The sequence below is a fragment of the Okeania sp. SIO1H4 genome (assembly GCF_010672695.1).
In the GTDB taxonomy this organism is placed as follows: domain Bacteria; phylum Cyanobacteriota; class Cyanobacteriia; order Cyanobacteriales; family Microcoleaceae; genus Okeania; species Okeania hirsuta.
Map to the genome: position 1 here is coordinate 1 of NZ_JAAHGB010000119.1, position 11648 is coordinate 11648.

At 36.2% G+C, this 11648-nt stretch carries 13 protein-coding genes and 3 pseudogenes; 8 read left to right on the top strand and 8 right to left on the bottom strand.

Annotated features, from left to right (window positions below; all coding sequences use genetic code 11):
• Positions 1 to 629: 629 nt before the first annotated feature.
• Positions 630 to 2528: a caspase family protein gene (locus tag F6K06_RS32140; RefSeq protein WP_287244876.1), complete on the top strand. Its 1899-nt coding sequence runs from the start codon at positions 630 to 632 to the stop codon at positions 2526 to 2528.
• 109 nt (positions 2529 to 2637) lie between these two features.
• Here F6K06_RS32140 and F6K06_RS32145 read toward each other — a convergent pair whose 3' ends face one another.
• The 5 genes and pseudogenes from F6K06_RS32145 to F6K06_RS32165 form a co-directional block, all read right to left on the bottom strand.
• The gene (locus tag F6K06_RS32145) at positions 2638 to 3078 is read right to left on the bottom strand and encodes a hypothetical protein (protein ID WP_287244878.1); all 441 of its coding nucleotides are present in this window, start codon (positions 3076 to 3078) and stop codon (positions 2638 to 2640) included.
• A gap of 271 nt (positions 3079 to 3349) precedes the next feature.
• Positions 3350 to 3715 carry a hypothetical protein gene (locus tag F6K06_RS32150; protein WP_287244896.1) on the bottom strand — a complete coding sequence of 122 codons (366 nt, stop codon included), beginning with the start codon at positions 3713 to 3715 and terminating at the stop codon, positions 3350 to 3352.
• A pseudogene (locus F6K06_RS32155) lies at positions 3661 to 4017 on the bottom strand (hypothetical protein); the annotation flags it as partial. The gene F6K06_RS32150 and the pseudogene F6K06_RS32155, both read right to left, overlap by 55 nt.
• 139 nt (positions 4018 to 4156) lie before the next feature.
• A complete protein-coding gene (locus F6K06_RS32160; RefSeq protein ID WP_287244880.1) occupies positions 4157 to 4354 on the bottom strand; it encodes a hypothetical protein in 198 nt (65 codons plus the stop codon).
• A gap of 91 nt (positions 4355 to 4445) precedes the next feature.
• Positions 4446 to 4778: a hypothetical protein gene (locus F6K06_RS32165; RefSeq protein WP_287244883.1), complete on the bottom strand. Its 333-nt coding sequence runs from the start codon at positions 4776 to 4778 to the stop codon at positions 4446 to 4448.
• A 110-nt stretch (positions 4779 to 4888) separates the two neighbouring features.
• Here F6K06_RS32165 and F6K06_RS32170 point away from each other — a divergent pair.
• From F6K06_RS32170 to F6K06_RS32185, 5 genes and pseudogenes are all read left to right on the top strand, one after another.
• Positions 4889 to 5215 (top strand): annotated as a pseudogene (locus F6K06_RS32170) (ATP-binding protein); the annotation flags it as partial.
• An 88-nt stretch (positions 5216 to 5303) separates the two neighbouring features.
• Positions 5304 to 5471, top strand: a complete 168-nt coding sequence (locus tag F6K06_RS32175) for a hypothetical protein (RefSeq protein WP_287244886.1) — start codon at positions 5304 to 5306, stop codon at positions 5469 to 5471.
• Between the two features lie 291 nt (positions 5472 to 5762).
• Positions 5763 to 5921: a PAS domain-containing protein gene (locus F6K06_RS34430; RefSeq protein WP_353734950.1), complete on the top strand. Its 159-nt coding sequence runs from the start codon at positions 5763 to 5765 to the stop codon at positions 5919 to 5921.
• Positions 5922 to 5923: 2 nt separating this feature from the next.
• Positions 5924 to 6034 (top strand): PAS domain-containing protein, encoded by a 111-nt coding sequence (locus tag F6K06_RS32180; RefSeq protein ID WP_287244888.1) that lies wholly within the window; start codon positions 5924 to 5926, stop codon positions 6032 to 6034.
• Between the two features lie 118 nt (positions 6035 to 6152).
• Positions 6153 to 7043: an ATP-binding protein gene (locus F6K06_RS32185; RefSeq protein ID WP_287244890.1), complete on the top strand. Its 891-nt coding sequence runs from the start codon at positions 6153 to 6155 to the stop codon at positions 7041 to 7043.
• A 367-nt stretch (positions 7044 to 7410) separates the two neighbouring features.
• On the opposite strand, the gene F6K06_RS32190 is transcribed toward F6K06_RS32185, so the two are convergent.
• The 3 genes from F6K06_RS32190 to F6K06_RS32200 all read right to left on the bottom strand — a co-directional run bounded on the left by F6K06_RS32190 (position 7411) and on the right by F6K06_RS32200 (position 9994).
• A complete protein-coding gene (locus tag F6K06_RS32190) occupies positions 7411 to 7707 on the bottom strand; it encodes a hypothetical protein (protein ID WP_124143831.1) in 297 nt (98 codons plus the stop codon).
• Between the two features lie 373 nt (positions 7708 to 8080).
• The gene (locus F6K06_RS32195; protein ID WP_124143832.1) at positions 8081 to 9100 is read right to left on the bottom strand and encodes a long-chain acyl-[acyl-carrier-protein] reductase; all 1020 of its coding nucleotides are present in this window, start codon (positions 9098 to 9100) and stop codon (positions 8081 to 8083) included.
• Positions 9101 to 9271: 171 nt separating this feature from the next.
• A complete protein-coding gene (locus F6K06_RS32200; RefSeq protein WP_287244894.1) occupies positions 9272 to 9994 on the bottom strand; it encodes an aldehyde oxygenase (deformylating) in 723 nt (240 codons plus the stop codon).
• Between the two features lie 1120 nt (positions 9995 to 11114).
• Here F6K06_RS32200 and F6K06_RS34680 point away from each other — a divergent pair.
• Together F6K06_RS34680 and tnpA are read left to right on the top strand one after the other, a co-directional pair.
• Positions 11115 to 11249, top strand: a complete 135-nt coding sequence (locus F6K06_RS34680) for a hypothetical protein (RefSeq protein WP_375339358.1) — start codon at positions 11115 to 11117, stop codon at positions 11247 to 11249.
• Positions 11250 to 11267: 18 nt separating this feature from the next.
• Positions 11268 to 11514, top strand: a pseudogene (gene tnpA, locus F6K06_RS34685) (IS200/IS605 family transposase); the annotation flags it as partial.
• Positions 11515 to 11648 lie beyond the last annotated feature (134 nt).

Genomic DNA, 11648 nt, shown 5'->3' on the forward strand with positions numbered 1-11648 from the left:
AAACTATTGAGTTTTCTAGGTTCTGGCGTTGGTTGGAGGTGTTTGCCTCTCTCCCTGCGCATTTACTAATCTAGCAACTCAACTTTGGTATGTCAACCCCTTTTCTCAATTTTTTTTATTTTTAGTTGGATAACAATGCTTACATCTCATATCTGGAGAGGCTTTTGATGTTTAAAAATTTGTCAAAAAATATTTGATTCAAAAATATCTGCGAAATAATGTCCATTTTAAAATTACTTTATGGACTATTGCTTTTTACTTACAGGAGAAAGGACTAATGCCACATATTTGTTTTGTATGTAGCAACTGAGTTATCTCAAATTTAAGGCCAAATGAAGAAGTTAAGCGTACCTCACTAAATCTAAGAAACGTCATATAGTAGAATATTTTTATTAATGGCTTGACACTCTCACCCTTAAATAAGGGCGATTATAACGGGAGATTCTTGCAAGTGGTGACGCAACGCTAGGCAAAAATAGATTCTCGGGCTAGATAACAAATCAAACAAGTTGAGTTGTCCCCCCGCTACTGCCATCTCCACAAGGTTTACAATAGATAATCATAGTAATGGCCTATAAATGTTATCCTAGGGTAGAGGCAATTTATGTAAGTATCAGGATTGTTGTTAAATGAAAAATTATGCTTGTATTGCTATTGGTATAAATCAATACGAGTTTATTCAACCTCTGAGTTATGCTAAACAAGATGCAGAAGCACTGCATAGCTTTTTGTTAAACGAAACAAATTTTTCACCAGAACAATGCCTATTATTAACGGACAGTAATTTATTACCAATTTGGGAACAACCAACCTATCCTTGTAAAGAAAATTTACTAAACCTGATAGAAGACTTTTGTCAACACCAATTGCAAAAGGAAAATTTTATCTGGTATTTCTTTAGTGGTTATGGTGTTGTTTATCAAAATCAAGACTATATAATGCCAATTGATGGTAATCCTCAAGACCCCGAAACTACAGGAATATCAATAAAAAAGCTACTAGAAACTTTGAAAATATATCCTACAGGACAAGTTTTGGTGATTTTAGATGTTAACCACAATCGTTTAATGGAAATGGACAACCAAGTTGGTGTTCAAGCAGCAGAAGTAGCGAGAGAGTTAGGAATACCTCTGTTAATGTCATGTTGTCCACAGCAGTTTTCCTATGAAACTTCTGCACTACGTCTAGGATTTTTTACAGCGGCTATTATAGAAGGGTTACGTTATGGGAAATGTAAAACACTAAAAGAGTTAGATAGTTTTTTAAGTAATCGCTTACCGGAATTATCTGCTCAGTATCTACAACAAAAGCAAAACCATCTAATAATGGTACATTCTTCTGAAAAAATGAATCAGATGATTTTACCTCAAAAAAATTACGATGATTCTAACTCCAGGGAAGAAGAAGAAGAAGAAGAAGAAAGTGTAATTGTTGATTCATTAATTGCTTCTACAACAGAAAAACAAGTTATAAAGTCAGTAAAAACTCCCTTAAAAAACATTACTAAAAAAATAAATATGGTGAATGGTAATAAGAGTCATAATCATAACATTGAATCTCAAACAAATAGCAAAAATAATATATACATAAAAGCAGAAATGTCTGAAAATATTTCTCAAAACATTAATTCCGATCAATATTTTTTACAAAAGTTGATTGTAGGAAGTAGTCTAACTTTTCTAGTACTTTTATTAGGCGTATTTTTGACAAATAAATCTATATTTACAGGTACACAGGTAGTAGATATAGAGGCTGTACCTAATATAAAAATGGAGGAAGATGCCTCATCAGAAGTAACTTTATCAACATTACCTGTGGTCTCTTCTTCTGAAGGTCAATCTCAAGAAAAAACTGATATCGCTAAGGAAAATAGCGGAAAACAAGAAGAAAGTCAAACTCCAGCAAATCAATTAATATTATCTGAAGCTCTAACTGAACTTGATTCAGTTATGGCCTCTAGTTTTAGTAAAGCAATTATTAAAGCTGCCCAAATTTCTCAAAGTGATCCGCTTTATCCTGAAGCACAAAATCAAATAGAGCGTTGGAGTTTAACTATTCTTGATATAGCTAGTGGACGAGCATTAAAAGGAGATTATGATGGTGCAATTAATACAGCTAAATTAGTACCTGTGAATGTCCGACCAATTTATCAAGAAGCACAGTTAGCGATCGCTGAATGGCAACCCCAAGTAATTCAACAAAAAAAAGCTAATGAAGGGTTTAATGAAGCATTGCTCAAAGCTGCAAAGGAAAAGATTAAGCCCGGACTAGCTTCATCTTATATTGAAGCAATTAATGATGCCCGTAAAGTTCTACCTGGTGAGTCTAAATATGAAGAAGCTCAAAAATTGATTACTCAGTGGAGTAATACTATTTTTAGCATAGCTAAAGTACGAGCCAAAAATAACAACTTAAGTGAAGCTATTTTGGCTGGTGAATTAGTTCCTTATGGAACACCAGCTTATGGATCTGCTCAAGAAGCACTAGCAGACTGGAAAAACCAACAACAAACAAAGAAAAAAAATTGAACCAATCGTAATAATAAATTATCAATCAATAGGTATCCACTCAATATGATGGGGTAGGTAATGATTTATGGAGGCCAAGACCAGCCAAAGGAATTAACAACAGGAACGATCAGCCAATAATAGTTGCCAGAGAGGGAATATTCCCTGTCCTCAAAATGCGTTGGCGCAGCCTAGTCGCAGCTATATCGCGTACATATTCAAAAAAGCTCAATCCTAACTTACGAGTAGTAGCAACAAGGGACATCAAAGTATCCCAAGATGCAGTCCCTTCAGTAGTCTGAGTTCCATAACTAATATTGCGTCTCCTCACCATAGTCCTAGCAAGAGACTCCGCCGGGTTATTATGTAATGGCAATTCTGGATGCTCTAACACCAACAGCAACTCCGAGATTTTGGTAACAGTTAATCGTTTTCGTTGATCCAACTGCTGGTAACCACTCTGAGTAGCGAAAAGTCGAGAAAATTCAGAGCGTAGTCTTTTGGCAGTTGAAAGTGTGGGAGCATCTCTATAAGCAAGGTCTACTCGGTAATAATCCCAAAAATCATCCAAAAATTGCTCTAGCAGTTGTTGATGATAATCAACTAATGGGACTTACACAACTTAACTGCCAAAATTAGACTATAATGCTTCTAAATCAAGGATTTTACGTCGGAGAACTTGGTAGCAATCAAAGAGACAACCCCTGCTGCAATGCCTCCTTGCTTTGAAAAGTGGTGCCGACAGTTTGATGATTGTTGGAAAAACCCACCTCAAATGAAGAAATTTACTGATGCAATGGTACGCTTTTCGTACAGCTATGTCTTTCCGTTTTTTTGATTGGTTAACTAATAACCGTGACGTATTTGCCTCTTACAAAGAGAGTTTGGGCTATATTTGGGCTTAAAAGTTCTGTAAGTCCCACTAAGGGAGTTAACTTTTTATAATGTCGTCCCTCATGTACCCAACACAAAGCCAAATTATCGGTTAGTAACTTGAAGGTAGGTGCATCATCACTGATGAGAGTTTGTATTACTGGCCAGTCAGTTTGGTGATGATAAAAAGCAATTGCTGCTGCTTCTAAAATACGTTTACGTTGGAGAGACCCTAACAATGGTAAATATCTATTTAGTAGCCCATTAAACTCTGTGGAATTCAATACAGTTTCTTGGGGCAACAATTCGAGAGAATTTGGTAGTGCAGAGCGCAAAGCGTGGGATAAGTAATTAAGTCATTCCAGTTCCAAGGAGCGATATAGCTGCCACACTTGCTACGCCAACGCTAAACCTGCCCTCTGTGCTGCTGTATTGCCCTTACGAGTATTAATCCAAATCCAATTGAAATAGGCGATACGGCGCTCCGCCACGCTCCGCGAACGCTAATCTCACTATTATTAATGTCTGCTCCCAAACCTTAGCAAATTTATTCTGGGGTGCGATGCCATCGGCCATTGTGTTGTCTGACAATTCCATTCGTTCGCTCTAATTGCTGTGTCTGGTCTCTTCCGATATAGCAATGTGCGCTGGCATATTTACAAATTACAAGAGGTGTCCAATAGCTAAAAGTCTTGTATTATCGGTCTTTTATTCCCCCAGATGAGCTGTTGCCAGATGAGCTGTTGCCTGCGCACAGCGCTATAATATGCTTAATTTCAGGAGGCACCGGCTCGTTCATATCCTCCCCAATCATCGGTATGCCATTGTCTACAGTTAGTTTTACCTTCTGTATTAACTATCAGTTCTTCAATAAATTCGTCAGTATGCTTACCAACTCTCCCTGTGAGAATCAATCCACTTGAGGATGCTTGAGTCATCCCGATCCAACAATCACCTGCTCTGAGTTCATTCAACTAGCAGTGCTTTTGTGTCTTGAGTGCGTCTTACATTCTGGGGAGACCCCACCAATTAGCACTCGCTTTTTTTGGACATTCATACCAAAATTCATCTCCACTGATTTGTGAGGTTTCGATATGCCCGTACATGAGGATTATGAATCATTTGTCCTTTTTGAGAGGCAGCTCTCACCAAGCTCACTACTGTATTATAGGATAGATTTACTGTACGGCTAATTCCTCTTAAACTACTACCCTCAACATCAGCTTGCAGAACTATACGCATTTTTTCTGGTTCAATTTGCCGACCATACTGTAGGGTATGGAAAGTAGAGCGTGTTTGCGCAGCATTCCGCAGGAAAAGTTTGTAGACATTCGGGACAATAGTACCGTTGGCAACATTAACTGTTTTTTCCGTGCTTGTGGACTTTGTGATCACCACAGAGAAGACATTCCATCATCGTTTCAACTATTAAGGGACAATGTTCATATTACCATTCCCACACTTTACTGATGCACTACCAAAGAAATCCCACACCTGTTGACAACCTATACGAAATTGAATTTGCGGTCAAAGACACAGGAATCGGAATTCCAACAGATAGATTAGAAAGATTATTGAAACCTTTTAGTCAAATAGATGCTTCAATGACCAGGAATTATAGCAATGTGCGCTCAGGTATTTACAATGTCCAGCTCAAAGTGCAGTAAGCGAACAGGTGTACAAAAAATAATGTGTAAATATGCCAGCGCACATTGCTATATGAAGGTACAGGTTTAGGATTAGCTATTAGTAAAAGGTTAAGTGAGGCTATGGGTGGCCAGATGTGGGTGGAAACTGAAATAGATAGAGGTTCTACATTTCGCTTTACTATGATGGCAATGGCAACTAATAATATGCTCAGAAGAAGTATACAAAATTTTGGGTATACAGGAAAAATCGACTTTTGTAGCTATAGAAGATTATTTGAAATTAGTTGATTCTGATGATTTGCCAGTAATACAAAAAGCAATTGATTTAGCCATTAATCAAAGCCAAAGCGACCGACTCGATCTACGAATTTTATGCCCAGATGCTAAAAAAAATATATATCAATTACAGGGAAACCGATTTTTAATGAAGAAGGTAAAGTAATACAACTTTTCGGGACAATAGAGTTGTCGCTAAATAGATGGAAAAAATCGCTCAAATTAAGACACAGTAGTAATTCCAGACGTTTTGCGATTGTAATTACTAAAATCCTTACATGATAAGGGTTTAGCAGTTTTTTATAGTTATAAAGCGACAAGTCTAATATTAAATATTACCGAACGCAAAGAAATAGAAGCAGCATTACAAGAAAGTCAAGAAATATTTAGTCAACTAGCAGAAAATATCGATAGCGTTTTCTGGGTAAACGATCCTCAAAACAATCAAATTTTTTATATTTCTCCTAGTTATGAAAGAATATGGGGTGATCAACGTGATGAGTTATACAAATCACCCCACTCTTTTCTAGATACTATCTATCCAGAAGACCGCCCAAAAGTAGTGGAAGCTTTAGCAAATTTTACCGAAAATGTTATTATAGTGTTCGATGGTTAGAAATGTTGGGTTACGATCCAGATGATATTCCTCAAAATGTAAATTCTTGGGAAATGCTAATTCACCCAGAGGATAAAGTTTGGGTGATGGATGCTTTAAATTTGCACTTATGAAGATAGTTCATTTATCTATGCTTTTGACTATAGGTTACAAACTAAAGCTGGTGAATGGAAGTGGATAGCAGTTTACGGTAAAGTTGTAGTCAGGGATGAAATAGGTAAACCAGTGAGAATGATTGGTACTCACAAAGATATTAGCGATCGCAAAGCAGCAGAAGTAACTCTCAAGCAACAACTAGAATTGGAAAAACTCGTTGCGAATATCTCTACTAGCTTTATCAAGCTAAATCCTAATGAAATTAATAATAGTATCCAGATAGCATTAAAACAGCTTTGTGAGTTAATAGATGCAGATCGTAGTTATATGTTTTTAATAAGTAGCGATCGACTTCAAGTTAGTAATACTCACCAATGGAGAGCTACAAAAACAGAAGCTAAAATTGAAGTTCAACAGAATTTTCTTATAGATTATTTACCATGGATAATGGAAAAGCTGAATAAATTTGAGGTCGTACATATACCATTAGTCTCCAATTTACCTCTGGAAGCAAGCAGAGAAAAACGAATATTGTCAGCACAATCAATTCAATCTTTGTTGTGCATTCCTATGGTTTCTGGAGATGAATTAATTGGTTTAGTCGGTAGTGAATATATTCATGCTTTGATAGATAATTTGTTTTGTTCTTACGGGGACAGAGAAAGTCAAATTAAACCTATAATTCATGTAGAAGCGATCGCTCTTAATTTAGAAACTGCAATTCCTTGTGGTTTGTTAATTAATGAATTGGTGACTAATTCACTTAAACACGCTTTCCCTAATAATAAATCTGGAGAAATATGTATTGAATTATATCAAGATCAACAAGAAAAAGTTTATTTTACAATAAAAGATAATGGTATTGGTATTCCTCCTGGTTTTGATTGGCAAAATAGTTCTTCTTTAGGGTTAAAATTAGTACAAATTATTTCTAAACAATTGAAAGCTGAAATTAATTTTGATAGTTGTAAGGGTACAGTAGTTAATTTAAGATTTTATCCTCTCAACTATAAATCCAGATTTTAAATTACAGCGCTTTTCATTTCATTTCAATAAACCACAGTAGGGGCGTTTTGCTCCGCAACATATAAAGTGGCAGCTCTACGTTAGTAAATGGCCAAAAAGCCCCTACAGGATTTTGGTTATGACGATGTAGTTTATCTATCTGAAAAGCGCTGTAAGGGAAATGGAAAACCTTCACTAACTATCTTTGAGGAACTCCTATCCTTTCTCAAGTCATATCATGTCTGAGGGCAATCGTTTGTGTAAACCCAAGGGTGAATATCTACAGGAAATTTCAGTTTTTTTTCTTGCTCAATAAATAGCTTTCCTCCCTCTTCCCTCTTCCTTCTTTATTCTTTATTCTTCCTTCTTTATTCTTTCTTCTGCTATATTATAAATTTTCCGCTCTTTCCAGCAAGGTTTGACTCACAGCTAAATCTACCATTAGTTTTAATTTACGTTTTTCCTGTTCTGCTAAAAGCAATTTCTGCTCTTTTTTCTGATTCTGAATATCAAGATTATGACCAATAGCCACTGGAATACTACCAATTAAAAAATTTATTGGTAAGCTCCCAAAATTTCCATCTCTAATTAAACCAGTAAAACTACTAATCATTATAAAGCTAAACCAACCAAGAGAAATAATATGTTTTCTTGGACGAAATTTTGATGTAGAATTATTAGACATATCTTCCCACTCCAAACATTGGATAAACTTATCTAGGTTCTTCTAGTTAGATCCTTCATGCCATCAGGAAATTCCGGAAATATAGTAGTGATCGCTCCAGTGAAAATTTGGCGTTGTATTAATTCGGGATTAATTATAGTATTGGAGAGAGGAAGTAAAACTAAAAAAGGGCGTTTTTGATTATGGGTATGATAAGAATAGATCGCTGAAAGCTATAAACTTAATTCAAAATCTAGAAAAATTATACATTCATTTAGCAACGCCCTTCATTTAATTGTTCACAAAACATCAATTATCCATGTTCTTTTACTTTTGAACTAGAAGAAAATCAAATGTTCCTAAATTAATAAATTAAATATTTCTTCTGCATTCTTCAAAGCATTAGAGGGCTAAATCCATGTTTGACAGATAACTGACCAATTAGTTCCATTTTTTCTACAGTAATTAAATTACGCCCCCAAGAAAAATTAGTATATAACTTTTCAAACTCCAATAGCATTGACTCTGCAAAACAGGCAAACAACTGACGACCAGGCACATCCATATTGACAATATTCATAATTTTCCAGTCAATATCAAGAGAGTGTTCTACTATTCCACCATTAAGAACATAGATTCCTTCTTGCTGAACTTTAGTCGCCATGTTTTTTGGATAACCACCGTCAATTAATAAACAAGGTTTCTTCAAAACATTTGGATCAATTGCTACACCCTTTGGCATACTAGCTACCCAAACTATAATATCCGCCAGAGGCAAAGCTGCATTTAATTCTAAAATTTTACCTCGTCCTAATTCCGCTTGTAGATTTTTTAGCCGCTCTTGCTCGCGAGCTATCAATAATAATTCTGCCACTTCTATTTGAGTATTCAACCAACGACAGACTCCACTACCAATATCACCAGTTGCCCCGCATACTGCAACTGTTGCTTTTGACAATTCGATTCCTAACTTTTGGGCAGCTTGTTCTACTTGCTTACAGATAATATAGGCTGTATGAGTATTACCAGTAGTAAAACGTTTAAATTCTAATGTAATATTGCGGATTTGCTGAAACTTTTGCAAATTAAAATTCTCAAAAATAATTGATGAGAAACCCCCTAAAGCAGTTATATCAATACCATGCTTCTGAGCATGAGCCATAGCATTCATTATTTTGCGAGTTGCTGCTTTGATTCGGCGAGCTGCTAGCATTTCCGGTAGAAAACAAGATTCTACATACTTGCCTTCAATTTTTTGACCTGTGATACTTGTTACTTTAATTGTATCGACTATTTGAGGCGGAGCGCTACACCAGAAATCAAGACCTTGATCTGCATATTCTGGATACCCTAGATCCCTTGCTACTGATTGGGCGTGTTCTAAGCTAGTTAGATGACCAATTAGACCAAACATTAAATTGTAAGTATTATTAGTAAGTTAGTTATTGTTGATGGTGTGTGGAAATCAGAGAGAAATTGGTATATGGCAGTTGGCAACTATATATTTTCACTATGAAAAAGTTTTTTGTTAAATGCTACGCCATTACTCATTGCTCGTCCTAATTTCCATTTTGATTGAAATTAACTATACGGCAGCTAGACCATAAGCTGACATACGCATGATTTCTCCAGTTTTAAAGCCAATATTGTCCAAAGCTTCGCCATAAGCAATCATAAAGTCTTCAACCAAAGCATCTTTTTCCATTCCCAGGGTCTTCGCATCTTTTTCCACCTGGTTCAACATTTTCCATACTACGGGTAAGTTTTGGCGGTTTGCTTTCTGTAGTTCAGCTTTGGAGTCTTGAAAATGCTCTTTTAGCCATACTTCGCCAAAGTTGAGGTGGGTATATTCATCTTTGACTACACCTTCAGTAATTTTCCGAGCAAAGGGGTCGGCAACTGGTATATAGATATTGTAGGCTGCGATCGCAAAGCATTCAATAATTAGAGATTGAATTAGCAAACAAGTAACTAAATTACCTGTTTTTGCTGCTTCTTGGAAGTTTGTATGTAGTGGCTCAAAAAAACTTTTGGCAAATTCCATATCTGGTGTCACCTTCAGATTTCGGCCACAAGCTTGAAAGCCTTTTTTGTGACGATTTTCCATTTTGGAGAGGTTCTTGAGTTCCTCTTCGTGGTCTGGTAGCATTTCAACCAGAATTATATAATTTTCGTATGCCTCTTGCTCTCCTTCAATGACAATTGCATTGATTCGGCTGTAGGCATCTTTGTAAGTTTCACTTTCAAATATTGTTTTGTCAGTTTCACTTTGAGAATCTATGGTAGAAATTGCTTCAAGCTTTGTCATCAGTTAGTTATCTCCTCATCAAAAAATTGCTTTATCAGGGCAAAGAAAAATATTTGGTTTATCTTAACTTAGCTTATAGTTTACTGTACCTACTTTCTAGAATAATTGCCTAGTCTAACTGTAATTTATTCGGTGAATTTGGCCTTAATCTTGGTAAGAACCTCCATTTATGTCAATTCTAGTTGAGTTTTTAGTATAAATACTTACTCAAAATTAAATTATACATTAATCCACTGACCATTTTAACAGAAACAATGAGAAGTCCCGCAAACTTTAGTCAGAGAAAGTTGTACGAGATAGAGACCAATATTATTATCAAAATACAGGGGAGCGACATCACCTAGTGTATGAACAAGGATTACCTGTGAAAGTTGAAGCATCCCTCGATGTTGTGCTATGGGCAAGCGGGGAAATATGTCAACCTCATAAGTACAGTGAATATTTACTTGGCTTACCTATTGATATTTTAGATTACACTTTGTTATTTATGGCTATTATTTACGTTGACCGCTGTTATATGTTGTCGTATTTTATAATGGCCAATATTTCTTTAATACTATCTTGGTTACAACGGCCCTTGACACTCTGCGCTCTACAGCGGTTTTCATTTGGGTAGACCACAGTAGGAACTTTCGATGGAACGTCCCTACAAAGTTTTGTTTGTGAAGATGTGGTTCATCAATTTGAAAAGCGCTGTAAAGAGACGCAGATTCTTAAGTAGCCCAAAATCGAACTCTTAAAGACGTTGTCAATGCGCCTCTACTTAGTTGACTTAAGTTGAGCTTAAGCCTTCGAGATACTTTTGTCAGAATGTTTGCAGCACCATTGCAGTCGGAATTAATCAAAAAACCCAAAGCAGATTGATATAAATCTCCCCTAATACGCTTTCCTGATGGTTCCCAGTGATCGGGTTTTTCACCGTATTTTGGCAGAGCATCATTGCCTAAAAACGATGATTGCCAGGTATAGGACTCCTGATTGTTCTACAAATTGCAACCCATATAAGTTACAAAGTTCCTCGATTCTTTCGCAGTAAAGCTTGTTGACATCCCATGTTTTTTGTTTTTTTTGCTCATATTTTTATGATCATCAAGATGCCGATAAATGTCAACTTATCAATATGAAAAATCTTTCAAAAGAATATCGTCATAACAACCATTCTGTCGGTTTGGCTCATGTCCATTTAGTCTGGATACCTCAAGGACGCAAAAAGCTTTTAGCGGGTGAAGTTAAAACCAGGTTAGGCAAAATTTGATGGGAAGTGACCACAGAAAAAGGTTGGTTAATCAAAGGATTAGAAATAGCTCCAGACCATGTTCATGTATTGGTAGAGCATGGCTGTGATGTGGCAATCCACAAAATAGTCAAAGCTTTAAAAGGCAGGTCTTCTCGATTGTTGCGACAAGAGTCTTCTGAATTATGCAAGCTGCCTAGTTTATGAACTCACAGTTATTTTTATTATACTACTGGAAAAGTCAGCACCGCCCTTGATTTTGGAATACATCAACGACCCTCATTAGGGCAGGGCTAATTCATTGTCGCCAGAGAAAAATATTGAGGAGTACAAGTTTGGCCATGTTATCAAGTATTTCATGGTTTTTTCCCGAAATTATCACTCTTAAACAGAAAAAATTGTTACGGAGTCAGTCGCGAT

Bases quoted from the DNA above. Each gene is read 5' to 3' on its own strand.
- F6K06_RS32200 (WP_287244894.1), bottom strand. From the start codon at position 9,994: ATGACAAAGCTTGAAGCAATTTCTACCATAGATTCTCAAAGTGAAACT.
- F6K06_RS32185 (WP_287244890.1), top strand. From the start codon at position 6,153: ATGATTGGTACTCACAAAGATATTAGCGATCGCAAAGCAGCAGAAGTA.
- F6K06_RS32190 (WP_124143831.1), bottom strand. From the start codon at position 7,707: ATGTCTAATAATTCTACATCAAAATTTCGTCCAAGAAAACATATTATT.
- F6K06_RS32180 (WP_287244888.1), top strand. From the start codon at position 5,924: ATGTTGGGTTACGATCCAGATGATATTCCTCAAAATGTAAATTCTTGG.
- F6K06_RS32140 (WP_287244876.1), top strand. From the start codon at position 630: ATGAAAAATTATGCTTGTATTGCTATTGGTATAAATCAATACGAGTTT.
- F6K06_RS34680 (WP_375339358.1), top strand. From the start codon at position 11,115: ATGAAAAATCTTTCAAAAGAATATCGTCATAACAACCATTCTGTCGGT.
- F6K06_RS32195 (WP_124143832.1), bottom strand. From the start codon at position 9,100: ATGTTTGGTCTAATTGGTCATCTAACTAGCTTAGAACACGCCCAATCA.